This is a genomic window from Klebsiella planticola, from assembly GCF_000783935.2.
GTDB classification, from domain to species: Bacteria; Pseudomonadota; Gammaproteobacteria; order Enterobacterales; family Enterobacteriaceae; genus Klebsiella; species Klebsiella planticola.
In genome coordinates this window covers 3323339-3336471 of the sequence record NZ_CP026047.1, presented here as the reverse complement: position 1 = coordinate 3336471, position 13133 = coordinate 3323339, and the positions used below count along the sequence as shown (strand labels likewise).

The 13133-nt window shown below is 58.2% G+C and carries 12 protein-coding genes; 9 read left to right on the top strand and 3 right to left on the bottom strand.

All coding sequences use genetic code 11. From position 1 onward, the window contains the following. Positions 1-23 precede the first annotated feature (23 nt). Positions 24-230, bottom strand: coding sequence for a DUF2517 family protein (locus MC50_RS16085; RefSeq protein ID WP_032688813.1), 207 nt, complete (start codon positions 228-230; stop codon positions 24-26). A 308-nt stretch (positions 231-538) separates the two neighbouring features. On the opposite strand from MC50_RS16085, the gene kdpF reads away from it, so the two are divergent. The 6 genes from kdpF (at position 539) to kdpE (ending at position 8471) form a co-directional block, all read left to right on the top strand. Continuing rightward, complete coding sequence (gene kdpF / locus MC50_RS16080) at positions 539-628, top strand: K(+)-transporting ATPase subunit F (RefSeq protein ID WP_015584874.1); 90 nt, start codon at positions 539-541, stop codon at positions 626-628. Next, on the top strand, positions 628-2307 hold the full coding sequence (kdpA, locus tag MC50_RS16075) for a potassium-transporting ATPase subunit KdpA (RefSeq protein WP_047664383.1): 1680 nt from the start codon (positions 628-630) through the stop codon (positions 2305-2307). The genes kdpF and kdpA overlap by 1 nt, the downstream gene beginning before the upstream one ends. 20 nt (positions 2308-2327) lie before the next feature. Then, positions 2328-4376 carry a potassium-transporting ATPase subunit KdpB gene (gene kdpB, locus MC50_RS16070; protein ID WP_032688817.1) on the top strand — a complete coding sequence of 683 codons (2049 nt, stop codon included), beginning with the start codon at positions 2328-2330 and terminating at the stop codon, positions 4374-4376. Positions 4377-4386: 10 nt separating this feature from the next. Then, positions 4387-4962 (top strand): potassium-transporting ATPase subunit KdpC, encoded by a 576-nt coding sequence (kdpC, locus tag MC50_RS16065; RefSeq protein WP_032697735.1) that lies wholly within the window; start codon positions 4387-4389, stop codon positions 4960-4962. Between the two features lies 1 nt (position 4963). Further along, complete coding sequence (kdpD, locus tag MC50_RS16060; RefSeq protein WP_046852917.1) at positions 4964-7651, top strand: two-component system sensor histidine kinase KdpD; 2688 nt, start codon at positions 4964-4966, stop codon at positions 7649-7651. Between the two features lie 142 nt (positions 7652-7793). Further along, complete coding sequence (gene kdpE, locus MC50_RS16055; RefSeq protein ID WP_032688820.1) at positions 7794-8471, top strand: two-component system response regulator KdpE; 678 nt, start codon at positions 7794-7796, stop codon at positions 8469-8471. A gap of 183 nt (positions 8472-8654) precedes the next feature. On the opposite strand, the gene pgm is transcribed toward kdpE, so the two are convergent. Then, positions 8655-10295 (bottom strand): phosphoglucomutase (alpha-D-glucose-1,6-bisphosphate-dependent), encoded by a 1641-nt coding sequence (pgm, locus tag MC50_RS16050; protein WP_032688821.1) that lies wholly within the window; start codon positions 10293-10295, stop codon positions 8655-8657. 32 nt (positions 10296-10327) lie between these two features. After that, on the bottom strand, positions 10328-10876 hold the full coding sequence (seqA, locus tag MC50_RS16045; protein ID WP_032688822.1) for a replication initiation negative regulator SeqA: 549 nt from the start codon (positions 10874-10876) through the stop codon (positions 10328-10330). Between the two features lie 183 nt (positions 10877-11059). On the opposite strand from seqA, the gene ybfF reads away from it, so the two are divergent. The 3 genes from ybfF (at position 11060) to fldA (ending at position 12940) form a co-directional block, all read left to right on the top strand. Next, the gene (gene ybfF, locus MC50_RS16040) at positions 11060-11833 is read left to right on the top strand and encodes an esterase (protein WP_032688823.1); all 774 of its coding nucleotides are present in this window, start codon (positions 11060-11062) and stop codon (positions 11831-11833) included. Between the two features lie 133 nt (positions 11834-11966). Then, positions 11967-12260, top strand: coding sequence for a LexA regulated protein (ybfE, locus tag MC50_RS16035; protein ID WP_004859608.1), 294 nt, complete (start codon positions 11967-11969; stop codon positions 12258-12260). A gap of 149 nt (positions 12261-12409) precedes the next feature. Further along, positions 12410-12940 carry a flavodoxin FldA gene (fldA, locus tag MC50_RS16030; protein ID WP_032696387.1) on the top strand — a complete coding sequence of 177 codons (531 nt, stop codon included), beginning with the start codon at positions 12410-12412 and terminating at the stop codon, positions 12938-12940. Positions 12941-13133: the final 193 nt, after the last annotated feature.

Genomic DNA, 13133 nt, shown 5'->3' with positions numbered 1-13133 from the left:
GTTATGCACTCTGGCGATGGCTGTCAGTAAAAGTCAGCGGCGGCCTTTTCAGCCTGCGCCATCCATACCGGCTGTTCGCTGGTTTTTGCCCATACGCGATGTAGCCAGCTGTAATAGCGGGCCCGGTCTTTCCAGAACAGCATCACCGGAAGTGCTGCTACGCCAGCCACGACGGCGAAAGCACGACGTAAAAAGATAACGTGAGCAGGATAAGTTTTATACAACGCCATAATTTCTCTCCCTTAGTCAGGCCGGCAAGCGACGCCGGTAAAGTATCAATGTCTCTCTGGCTAAAATAATACCGCTTTGTATGTAATTTTACTACTCATCCGACCACTAAAAACGGCTCATTTCGCCTTTATTTACATTCATCCGGTAATTGAGTTACATAAAAGTTAAATTAATACTAATCATTGGTTAATTTGTGGTTTTGGTGATTTTTATATTTTTTTTACACCGCCCGTTCTGATTTTTGCAAAATCTTTGCACCAGAATTTCTATCCTCCGGGTAAATCGTAAAAACACCCGGAGGTGGATTGTGAGTGCAGGCGTAATTGCTGGCGTGGCGCTGGTATTCCTGTTGCTGGCCTATTTGGTCTATGCCCTGATAAATGCGGAGGCATTCTGATGGCCGCACAAGGATTTTTACTTATCGCCAGTTTTCTTCTGCTGCTAATGGTACTGGCTCGCCTGACGGGGACGTTGCTGGCGAGAATGATCAACGATACCCCGCTGCCGGTACTTGCCGGCATCGAGCGCGGCATCTGGCGGCTCTCGGGGATTCGTACCCAGGAGATGAACTGGTGCCAGTATCTGCTTGCCATTCTGCTGTTCAATGGCGTTGGGCTGGTGGTGCTGTTGGCGCTGCTGATGTCTCAGGGCGCGCTGCCGCTCAACCCTCAGCATCTTCCCGGTCTCTCATGGGATCTGGCGCTGAATACGGCGGTGAGTTTTGTCAGCAATACTAACTGGCAGGCCTATGCCGGAGAAAGTACCCTGAGCTACCTCAGCCAGATGGCCGGTCTGACGGTGCAAAACTTCCTGTCGGCGGCAACCGGCATCGCGGTGATTTTTGCCTTCACCCGCGCCTGGTCGCGTCAGCAGGTCAGCACCCTTGGTAACGCCTGGGTCGATCTCACCCGCATTACCCTATGGCTGCTGCTGCCGATTTCACTGCTGATCGCCGTGTTCTTTATTCAGCAAGGCGTGCCGCAAAACTTCCTGCCGTATCAGGCCTTCACCTCGCTGGAAGGCGTGCGTCAGTCGCTGCCAATGGGGCCGGTCGCTTCGCAGGAAGCGATCAAAATGCTCGGTACCAACGGCGGTGGATTCTTTAACGCCAACTCATCGCACCCGTTTGAAAACCCTACGTCACTGAGCAACATGGTGCAAATGCTGGCGATCTTTTTGATCCCGGCGGCGCTGTGCTTTGCCTTTGGCGACGTCGTCGGCGATCGCCGCCAGGGACACGCGATTTTGTGGGCAATGACGCTGATCTTTATCGTCTGCGTCGCGGTGGTGATGTGGGCAGAAACCCACGGTAACCCGCACCTGCTGCAGCTGGGGGCGGACAGCAGCCTGAATATGGAAGGCAAAGAGAGTCGCTTTGGCATTCTGGCCAGCAGCCTGTTCGCGGTGGTCACCACCGCCGCCTCCTGCGGCGCGGTCAACGCCATGCACGACTCCTTTACTGCGCTGGGCGGCATGGTTCCCATGTGGCTGATGCAGATCGGCGAAGTGGTCTTCGGCGGCGTGGGATCGGGCCTCTACGGCATGCTGCTGTTCGTCATGCTGGCGGTATTTATCGCCGGGCTGATGATCGGCCGGACGCCGGAATATCTCGGTAAGAAGATCGATGTGCGCGAAATGAAAATGATCGCCCTGGCTATCCTCGTGACGCCCACTCTGGTCCTGCTGGGTACCGCGCTGGCGATGATGACCGATGCCGGACGCGCGGGGATGTTTAACCCGGGACCGCACGGCTTTAGCGAAGTACTGTATGCCGTCACTTCCGCCGCCAATAACAACGGCAGCGCCTTCGCCGGCCTCGGTGCAGCTACGCCATTCTGGAACCTGCTGCTGGCGTTTTGCATGCTGCTCGGCCGTTTCGCGGTCATCGTGCCGGTGATGGCTATCGCCGGTTCTCTGGTGAGTAAAAAGATCCAGCCGACCAGTTCCGGCACCCTGGCCACCCACGATGTGCTGTTTATCGGTCTGCTGATCGGTACCGTGCTGCTGGTTGGCGCCCTGACCTTTATTCCTGCCCTGGCGCTCGGCCCGTTGGCGGAACACTTCTCCTTACTTTAAGTGATGCGGAGCACCCTGTTATGAGTCGCAAACAATTAGCCCTGCTCGAGCCGACGCTGGTGCGCCAGGCGCTGCTGGATGCAGTGAAAAAACTGAGCCCGACGGTACAGTGGCGCAACCCGGTGATGTTCATCGTCTGGATCGGTAGCCTGATAACCACGCTGCTGGCCGTGGCGATGGCCAGCGGGCATCTCGCCGGCAGCGCCGCTTTTACCGCCGCCGTGAGTATCTGGCTGTGGTTTACCGTGCTGTTCGCCAACTTCGCCGAAGCGATGGCAGAAGGCCGCAGCAAAGCGCAGGCCAACAGTCTGAAAGGGGTGAAAAAAACCGCTTTTGCTCGCAAGCTGCGCGCGCCGCAGCATGATGCGCCTGTCGACCATATTCCGGCCGAGGATTTACGCAAAGGCGATGTGGTGCTGGTGGAAGCAGGCGATATTATTCCCTGCGACGGGGAAGTCATTGAAGGCGGCGCCTCGGTGGACGAAAGCGCCATCACCGGTGAATCCGCTCCGGTGATCCGTGAATCCGGCGGCGACTTTGCATCAGTCACCGGCGGGACGCGCATTCTTTCTGACTGGCTGGTGATCCGCTGCAGTGTCAACCCCGGCGAAACCTTCCTTGATCGAATGATCGCTATGGTCGAAGGCGCCCAGCGCCGCAAAACGCCGAATGAAATTGCGCTGACGATCCTGCTGATCGCCCTCACGCTGGTGTTCCTGCTGGCTACCGCCACCATCTGGCCGTTCTCCGCCTGGAGCGGCAATGCGGTCAGCGTGACGGTGCTGGTCGCACTGCTGGTGTGCCTGATTCCGACCACCATCGGCGGCCTGCTGTCGGCCATCGGCGTGGCCGGGATGAGCCGCATGCTGGGCGCCAACGTCATCGCCACCAGCGGACGCGCGGTAGAAGCCGCGGGCGACGTTGATGTCTTACTGCTGGATAAAACCGGTACGATTACCCTCGGTAACCGCCAGGCCTCCGCGTTTTTACCCGCTGAAGGCGTAGAAGAAAAAACCCTTGCCGATGCCGCCCAGCTCTCATCTCTGGCCGATGAAACGCCGGAAGGCCGCAGCATCGTGGTACTGGCAAAACAGCGCTTCAACCTGCGCGAGCGCGATCTGCAGTCGCTGCACGCGACCTTCGTCCCCTTCACCGCCCAGACGCGTATGAGCGGGATTAATATCGATCGGCGGATGATCCGCAAAGGCTCCGTCGACGCCATTCGTCGCCATGTCGAGGCCAACGGCGGCCACTTCCCGGCGGACGTCGACCAACAGGTGGAAGATGTTGCCCGTCAGGGGGCGACACCGCTGGTGGTCGCGGAAGGCGAACGCGTGCTGGGGGTTATTTCGCTGAAAGATATCGTTAAAGGCGGGATTAAGGAGCGCTTCGCTCAACTGCGGAAGATGGGCATTAAAACGGTAATGATTACCGGCGATAACCGCCTCACCGCAGCGGCAATTGCCGCTGAAGCGGGCGTCGATGATTTCCTTGCCGAAGCGACGCCGGAAGCCAAACTGGCGCTGATCCGTCAGTACCAGTCCGAAGGCCGTCTGGTGGCGATGACCGGCGACGGTACCAATGATGCCCCGGCGCTGGCTCAGGCCGATGTCGCGGTGGCGATGAACTCCGGTACCCAGGCGGCAAAAGAGGCGGGCAACATGGTGGACCTCGACTCCAACCCGACCAAACTGATCGAAGTGGTGCATATCGGTAAGCAGATGCTGATGACCCGTGGGTCGTTGACTACCTTCAGTATTGCCAACGACGTGGCGAAGTACTTTGCCATTATTCCGGCCGCCTTTGCCGCCGTTTATCCGCAGCTGGCCATGCTCAACGTCATGCACCTGCATTCGCCTGCCTCGGCGATTCTGAGCGCGGTTATCTTTAACGCGCTGATTATCGTCTTCCTGATCCCGCTGGCGCTGAAGGGCGTGAGCTATCGCCCGCTGTCGGCTTCGGCGATGCTGCGCCGTAATCTGTGGGTCTATGGCCTGGGTGGGCTGCTGGTGCCATTTATCGGTATTAAAGCTATCGATCTGTTACTGACCCTGACCGGGCTGCTGTGAGGAAAATACCATGTCATTCATTCGACCGGCACTTGTGCTATTTATTCTGTTAACGCTCCTCACCGGTGGCGTCTATCCGCTGCTGACGACGGCTCTTGGGCAGTGGTGGTTCCCGCAGCAGGCAAACGGCTCACTGATCCGGATCGGCGGCGAAGTCCGCGGTTCCAGCCTGATTGGCCAGAATTTTACCGCGGCGGGTTATTTCCAGGGACGCCCTTCGGCGACCGCTGAAACGCCGTACAATCCGCTCGCTTCCGGCGGCAGTAATCTGGCCGCCAGCAACCCGGCGCTGGATAAGGCCGTCAGCGAACGCGTGCAGGCGCTACGTCTCGCCAACCCGGAAGCTGACCCGCGCGTGCCGGTAGAACTGGTGACAACGTCGGCAAGCGGGCTGGATAATAACCTCACGCCGACGGCAGCGCTCTGGCAGGTACCGCGCGTCGCGAAGGCCCGTAATCTGCGTATTGAGCAAGTCACTCGCCTGGTGAATGAGGCGACGCAAACGCCGCTGGCCAGTTTTCTCGGCCAGCCTGTGGTAAATATAGTGCAACTGAATATGGCGCTGGATGCCCTGAAGGATAAGTAAAATGAGTGACGAGCCGCTGCGCCCGGACCCGGACCGCCTGCTGCAACATACCAGCGAGCCGCATCGCGGCAAGCTAAAAGTGTTCTTTGGCGCCTGCGCAGGCGTCGGTAAAACCTGGGCTATGTTGGCGGAAGCGCAGCGGCTGCGCGCCCAGGGGCTGGATATTCTGATCGGCGTGGCGGAAACCCACGGGCGGAAAGAGACCGCGGCGATGCTGGAAGGGCTCAGCACCCTCCCCCAGCGCCGCTTCTCTCATCGTGGGCGTTACGTCCACGAATTCGATCTCGACGCCGCGCTGGCGCGCCGGCCGGCGCTGATCCTGGTTGATGAACTGGCGCACAGCAATGCGCCAGGCTCGCGCCACCCCAAACGCTGGCAGGATGTCGACGAGCTTCTCGATGCCGGTATCGATGTTTTTACCACCGTGAACGTCCAGCACCTCGAAAGCCTGAACGATGTCGTCAGCGGCATTACCGGCGTTCAGGTGCGCGAAACCGTCCCCGATCCCTTTTTTGACGCCGCCGACGATGTTGTGCTGGTCGACCTGCCTCCTGACGATCTTCGTCAGCGCCTGAATGAAGGCAAGGTCTATATCGGCGGCCAGGCGGAGCGGGCTATTGAAAACTTTTTCCGCAAAGGAAACCTGATTGCCCTGCGTGAGCTGGCTTTGCGCCGGACCGCCGATCGGGTCGATGAACAGATGCGCGCCTGGCGCGACCGCCAGGGGCAGGAAAAGGTCTGGCATACCCGCGACACCCTTCTGCTGTGCATCGGCCATAATACCGGCAGTGAAAAACTGGTGCGCGCCGCCGCGCGACTGGCCGCACGATTTGGCAGCATCTGGCATGCGGTTTACGTCGAAACGCCTTCCCTGCACCGTCTGCCGGAAGCGAAACGGCGGGCCATTCTGGCCGCCCTGCGCCTCGCGCAGGAGTTAGGGGCGGAAACAGCCACGCTCTCCGACCCGTCCGAAGAGAAAGCCGTACTGCACTACGCCCGCGAGCACAATCTGGGCAAAATCGTGATTGGCCGTCAGGGAAAACGCCGCTGGTGGAACCGCAGCGGATTCGCCGATCGCCTGGCGCGTGACGCGCCCGACCTCGATCTGGTGGTCATCGCCCTTGATGAGAAAAGCGCCCCGCTGCCCTCGCGGGCCAGCGACAGTCGTACCACCATGGAGAAGTGGCGCTTGCAAATCCAGGGCTGCCTGGTGGCGCTGGCGCTCTGCGCGGTCATTACGCTGGTGGCGATGCAGTGGCTGGTGGCCTTTGAAGCGGCCAACCTGGTCATGCTCTACCTGCTTGGCGTGGTGATTATCGCGCTGCTATACGGCCGCTGGCCGTCGGTGCTGGCGACGGTTATCAACGTGGTCAGCTTCGACCTGTTCTTTGTTTCGCCGCGCGGCACGCTGGCGGTTTCCGACGTACAATACCTGCTGACCTTTGGCGTCATGCTGACCGTCGGCCTGCTGATTGGGAATCTCACTGCCGGCGTCCGCTATCAGGCCCGCGTGGCGCGTTATCGTGAGCAGCGCACCCGCCATCTGTATGAGATGTCAAAAGCGCTGGCGGTCGGGCGCAGCGAGGATGACATTGCCTCGACCAGCGAGCGCTTTATCGCCTCCACGTTCCAGGCCCGCGGGCAGCTGCTGCTCCCGGACAGTAGCGGCAAACTGCACCCGCTCACCCACCAGCCGGGGCTGACCTCGTGGGACGATGCCATCGCCCGCTGGAGCTTCGATAAGGGCCAGCCCGCCGGTGCCGGTACCGATACGCTGCCCGGCGTCCCCTATCAAATCTTACCGCTGAAAAGCGCCGCCCGGACCTGGGGACTGCTGGTAGTGGAACCCGAAAACCTGCGTCAGCTGATGATTCCTGAGCAGCAGCGCCTGCTGGAAACCTTTACGCTACTGGTCGCCAGCGCGCTGGAGCGGCTGACGCTCACCGCCAGCGAAGAGCAGGCCCGACTCAACAGTGAGCGGGAGAGCCTGCGCAACTCGCTGCTGGCGGCACTCTCCCATGATTTGCGCACGCCGTTGACCGTTCTCTTCGGGCAGGCGGAAATTCTGACGCTCGACCTCGCCAGCGAAGGCTCGAAACATGCTCCGCAGGCCAATGAAATTCGTCAACACGTGCTGAATACGACCCGGCTGGTCAATAATCTGCTGGATATGGCACGCATTCAGTCCGGCGGATTTAACTTACATAAAGAGTGGCTGACACTCGAAGAGGTGATCGGCAGCGCCCTGCGGATGCTGGAACCGGGGCTCGGCGGGCAGCATATTCAGCTGGCGCTGCCCGATCCGCTGCTGCTGGTTCATGTCGACGGCCCGCTGTTTGAACGGGTGCTGATTAACCTGCTGGAGAATGCGTTGAAATATGCCGGCTCGAAGGCGCAGATCGGCATTACGGCGCAGGATGATGAGCAGCAGCTGCGCTTAGAGGTGTGGGATAATGGTCCCGGGATCCCAACGGGTCAGGAACAGGCTATCTTTGATAAGTTCTCCCGCGGACATAAAGAGTCGGCGATCCCTGGCGTCGGGTTGGGTCTGGCCATCTGTCGTGCGATTGTTGAAGTGCACGGCGGTACGATTAGCGCTCATACGCGACCAGAGGGCGGTGCCTGCTTCCGTGTTACACTCCCCAGGGAAACGGCCCCGGAACTGGATGAATGGACCGGAGCGGCATAACGCTGCCCCGGCCGAATGCCCGCGAGGCGCTGCTGCGCGCCTGCCCGGACTACCGCCAGCGAGAGTATCCTGAGCAAGGCGTTAGCCGCGTTCCGGGCGCTTCTGAAGGAGAGGGTTCTATCTGTCTGAACGGGAATAACGGGTGATAAACGTACTGATTATTGAAGATGAACATGCTATCCGTCGCTTTCTGCGCACCGCGCTGGAAGCCGACGGTATGCGCGTATTTGAAGCCGATACCCTGCAACGGGGCCTTATTGAGGCTGCAACCCGCAAACCTGATGTAGTCATCCTCGATCTCGGACTACCCGATGGCGACGGCAATGAGTTTATTCGCGACGTGCGGCAGTGGAGTCAGATGCCAATTATCGTGCTGTCGGCCCGTACCGAGGAGCACGATAAAATTGCCGCGCTGGACGCCGGCGCCGATGACTATCTCAGTAAGCCCTTTGGCATTGGCGAGCTGCAGGCGCGCTTGAGAGTTGCGATGCGCCGACATGCCGGCGCGCAAGCCGACGAGCCGCTGGTGCGCTTCGCCGATATTGAAGTCGATATTCCCGCCCGCCGCATCGTACGCGGTGACGAAGAGCTCCACCTGACGCCGATTGAATTTCGTCTGCTGGTGGTGCTGTTAAATAATCCCGGCAAGGTCCTCACCCAGCGCCAGTTGCTCAATCAGGTGTGGGGGCCAAATGCGGTGGAACACAGCCATTATTTACGCATTTACATGGGGCATCTGCGGCAAAAGCTGGAGGTCGATCCGGCGCGCCCGCAGCATTTACTGACCGAAACGGGGATCGGCTATCGGTTTATGCCGTAGCGCGATTCCTGTCGCCATCCTGCGGGCTCCACCGATAAAGCAGGAAAACCTCTGCGAACGGCGGAATGGCGCCATAAAAAAGGGTCCCATGATGACCATGGAACCCTTCTACGTCACTCCGCGGATCAACCGCCCTTTAAAAGGGCGACAATCCCCTGAGAATGCCTGTTCGTTTCACCTGACTCAGGCGTTTTTCAGCACTTCGCTGACGATTTCCACCGCTTCTTTCTCGATCTGCTTACGATGTGCTTCACCGAGGAAACTCTCGCAGTAGATCTTGTAAGCGTCTTCCGTACCTGACGGACGTGCGGCGAACCAGCCGTTGTCGGTCATCACTTTCAGACCGCCAATCGATGCGCCGTTGCCCGGCGCGGCGGTCAGACGTGCGGTGATCGGGTCGCCGGCCAGCTGACTGGCGCTGACCATTTCCGGCGACAGCTTCGACAGCGCCGCTTTCTGTGCGGAAGTGGCCGAAGCCTGCAGACGGTTATAGCTCGGCGCGCCGAAGCGGGCGGCCAGCTCGTCGTAGTGCTCCTGCGGGTTTTTACCGGTGACGGCGGTGATTTCTGCCGCCAGCAGGCACATGATGATCCCGTCTTTGTCGGTCGACCACGGGGTACCGTCAAAACGCAGGAACGAGGCGCCCGCGCTCTCTTCGCCGCCGAAGCCGAAGCTGCCGTCGAACAGACCGTCAACAAACCATTTAAAGCCCACCGGCACTTCCACCAGCTTACGGCCGAGGTCGTTCACCACGCGATCGATCATCGCCGAGGAGACCAGCGTCTTACCGACGGCGACATCCTGGCCCCACTGCGGACGATGCCGGAACAGGTAGTTAATCGCCACCGCCAGATAGTGGTTCGGGTTCATCAGACCTGCCGGCGTGACGATGCCGTGACGGTCATAATCCGGATCGTTAGCGAACGCCAGATCGAACTTATCGCGCAGCGCCAGCAGCCCTGCCATCGCGCACTCCGAAGAGCAGTCCATGCGAATGGCGCCGTCTTTATCAAGGTGCATAAAGCGGAAGGTTTGATCGACGTGATCGTTGACGATAGTCAGATCGAGTTTGTAGTACTCGGCGATGCGTTTCCAGTATTCGATACCGGAACCCCCTAACGGATCGACACCGAGCTTCAGGCCGGCTTTCTGAATCGCCGCCATGTCGACGATATCCGCCAGTCCTTCGATAAACGGCTGCACCAGATCCTGCTCTTTGACATGACCGGATGCCAGTGCCGCGTCGAGGGAGAGGCGCCTGACGCCCTGCAGACCCGAGGCCAGCAGTTCGTTAGCGCGATTCTCGACCACTTTGGTGACGTTGGTATCCGCCGGGCCGCCGTTCGGCGGATTGTACTTGATACCGCCATCTTCCGGCGGGTTATGCGACGGCGTAATCACGATGCCGTCCGCCAGCGGACCGCCTTTTTTGTTGTGCACCAGGATGGCATTGGAAATGGCCGGCGTCGGGGTGAAACCGTTGTTTTCCTGCACGATAACATCAACGCCGTTGGCTGCCAGCACTTCCAGAACCGAAATAAAGGCCGGTTCGGAGAGCGCGTGGGTATCTTTACCCACGTAGCAGGGACCGGTAATCCCGTTCTTCGCGCGGTCTTCCGCAATCGCCTGAGCGATCGCCAGAATATGCTGCTCATTGAAGTTATGGCGCCCTGCGCTGCCACGATGGCCAGAGGTGCCAAACTTCACCGCATGCTCCGCGTTGCCCGCTTCCGGCTTCAGTACGTAGTACTGCGCGGTCAGCTGAGCGACGTTAATCAAATCACTCTGTTGTGCAGGCTGACCCGCACGCTTATCGATTGCCATTGCCTGATCCTTCTGATGCAAGGTGAATAAAACTAGATCGTGCCGCAGACCTTCTCAATTAATTCCGCTGGGAACTGCATCGACTGCATGATGTGTTCGATCATGCTGCACTTACGACCGGTATTCGTATTGGTGATAACCCACCACGGTGTACCAGGAACCTGTTTGGGTTTGGTCTGGTTACCACTTTTTAGCAGGATCCGCGAATCTTCGGCAAAGTAAACGCGGGTGCGCCCGTGCAGAGACTCGGTGGCCTCAGCAAACGCTTTGTTATCTAAGGAGTACAGCGTGGTCAGGACCAGCATGAAGCGGTTCACCGCGCGTTTTTGTTCGGCGTATTCATCAGATAACAGCAGCTCGCGCATCGCGCGGACTTTATCTTTCGCCGGATTCACGGGCTTCGCTTCGACGGCAGGCGTCGCTGCCGGCGCCGGCGCGGTTTTTACAGCCGGTGCGGCAGTCTGGGAAACGGCGGAAAATTTCAGCATGCGCCGTAAAATGTCGGATGCACTCTCGCCAATATGCTGGGTGTGGCTGGCAATATAGCGATAGAGATCATCATCAACTTCAATTGTTTTCATCTTAATCCAGTGCGATATCTTATTCTGAATACAAGTTGTCAGGATTATAAGGACAAATCCTGACCGCGGATAGCGTCAAACCAGGATGGCGGTAAAACTCAGATAGCTCTGGGTCTTGCAGCCGGATGGCAGAATGTCCAACATAATACCCTAACCCGACGAAGCGAAAAAAAGAACTTTGCCATGAAATTAAATAGCCGCACGCAATCTGCACAAAATCCGCACAATAATTCCCCGGTTGTCCTGGTCCACGGTCTGTTTGGCAGTCTCGACAACCTGGGCATCCTCGCCCGCGACCTGGTGAACGACTACGATATTTTGCAGGTTGATATGCGTAACCACGGTCTTTCTCCCCGTTCGCCGGAGATGACCTACGCGGCGATGGCGCAGGATCTGCTCGATACTCTTGACGATCGGCAGATAGAGAAAGCCACCTTTATTGGTCATTCGATGGGCGGAAAAGCGGTCATGGCGCTCACCGCGCTGGCGCCGGAGCGCATCGCAGGCCTGGTCGCCATTGATATTGCTCCGGTGGACTATCACGTGCGCCGTCATGATGAAATTTTCAACGCCATCAATGCCGTCACCGACGCCGGCGCCGCGTCCCGTCAGCAGGCGGCCACGGTGATGCGCGAACATCTACAGGAAGAAGGCGTGATTCAGTTTCTGCTGAAATCCTTCGTTGATGGCCAGTGGCGCTTCAACGTGCCGGTGTTATGGGATCAATATCCGCACATCGTGGGCTGGCAAACGGTTCCTGCCTGGCCTCATCCAACCCTGTTCATCCCGGGAGGCAACTCCCCCTACGTCACCGATGACTATCGCGATACCCTGCTCGCCCAGTTCCCACAGGCGCGGGCGCACGTCATCGCCGGCGCCGGCCACTGGGTACATGCGGAGAAACCGGAAGCCGTCCTGCGCGCCATTCGTCGCTATCTGACCGCTTTGCAGGCTTAACTGGCTAAAAACTGCCCGACCGCGCTGCAGAATGCCCGCGGTCGTTGGCGCAGCGGTTCGCCTGATGTATTATGGCGCGCTATCTGTGTCGGCTATAGCCCGGCAACTTGTTTCCCCGAAGTCACTCTGAATCATGGCAAAAGAACAAACGGACCGTACGACATTAGATTTGTTCGCAACCGAGCGTCGCCCGGGTAGACCAAAGACCAATCCGCTTTCGCGCGATGAACAACTGCGCATAAATAAACGCAATCAGCTCAAACGCGATAAAGTTCGCGGCCTGAAGCGTGTGGAGTTAAAACTCAACGCTGAAGCGGTTGATGCGCTCAACGAACTGGCGGAAGCTCGCAATATGAACCGCAGCGATTTGATCGAAGAGATGCTGATGAACCAGCTGGCAACCCTGCACAGCCGGGATAAAGCCTGAAAATCCTCAAAAAAACACTTTCATGTAGCAGAGTGTGCAGTCGGGCGTGATTGCTGTTTCCGCGCCCTCTCCTGTTCTGCTATGATTGCCGTTATCTGCGGGCATTACGCCACTACCACATCATTAAGTTTCAAGAGGTTATTTTACTCATGGCAATCATCGGCATCTTTTTTGGCAGCGACACGGGCAACACCGAGAATATTGCAAAAATGATTCAGAAGCAGCTTGGTAAAGATGTTGCTGATGTTCACGACATTGCCAAGAGCAGCAAAGAAGATCTGGAAGCCTACGACATCCTGCTGCTCGGCATTCCGACCTGGTACTACGGTGAAGCTCAGTGCGACTGGGATGACTTTTTCCCGACGCTGGAAGAGGTCGACTTTAACGGTAAACTGGTTGCGCTGTTTGGCTGCGGCGATCAGGAAGACTACGCGGAATACTTCTGTGACGCGCTGGGCACCATCCGCGACATCATTGAACCGCGCGGCGCCACCATCGTTGGCCACTGGCCGACTGCGGGCTATCATTTTGAAGCTTCTAAAGGCCTGGCGGATGACGATCACTTCGTCGGTCTGGCTATCGATGAAGACCGCCAGCCGGAGCTGACCAACGAACGCGTGACTAAGTGGGTTAAGCAGGTCTCTGAAGAGCTGCATCTCGAAGAAATCAAAAACGCCTGATGATTGTGCGGCGTTACCGTTAAATTTCGCCGCATTAATAGATAGAAGCAATCAAACTAATAGCTACAAGTTTTTAACTTTTAATCACATATCTGTACAATGTCCTCTGATTTAACGAGGTCAGGTGACGCAGTTTGTAGCTGGGACCTCGTTTTTGACAGCATACAAGGCCCGATACTTGCAGTTTTCATTT

Bases quoted from the DNA above. Each gene is read 5' to 3' on its own strand.
- ybfF (WP_032688823.1), top strand. From the start codon at position 11,060: ATGAAATTAAATAGCCGCACGCAATCTGCACAAAATCCGCACAATAAT.
- kdpC (WP_032697735.1), top strand. From the start codon at position 4,387: ATGTCATTCATTCGACCGGCACTTGTGCTATTTATTCTGTTAACGCTC.
- kdpD (WP_046852917.1), top strand. From the start codon at position 4,964: ATGAGTGACGAGCCGCTGCGCCCGGACCCGGACCGCCTGCTGCAACAT.
- pgm (WP_032688821.1), bottom strand. From the start codon at position 10,295: ATGGCAATCGATAAGCGTGCGGGTCAGCCTGCACAACAGAGTGATTTG.
- kdpA (WP_047664383.1), top strand. From the start codon at position 628: ATGGCCGCACAAGGATTTTTACTTATCGCCAGTTTTCTTCTGCTGCTA.
- kdpB (WP_032688817.1), top strand. From the start codon at position 2,328: ATGAGTCGCAAACAATTAGCCCTGCTCGAGCCGACGCTGGTGCGCCAG.
- MC50_RS16085 (WP_032688813.1), bottom strand. From the start codon at position 230: ATGGCGTTGTATAAAACTTATCCTGCTCACGTTATCTTTTTACGTCGT.
- seqA (WP_032688822.1), bottom strand. From the start codon at position 10,876: ATGAAAACAATTGAAGTTGATGATGATCTCTATCGCTATATTGCCAGC.
- fldA (WP_032696387.1), top strand. From the start codon at position 12,410: ATGGCAATCATCGGCATCTTTTTTGGCAGCGACACGGGCAACACCGAG.
- ybfE (WP_004859608.1), top strand. From the start codon at position 11,967: ATGGCAAAAGAACAAACGGACCGTACGACATTAGATTTGTTCGCAACC.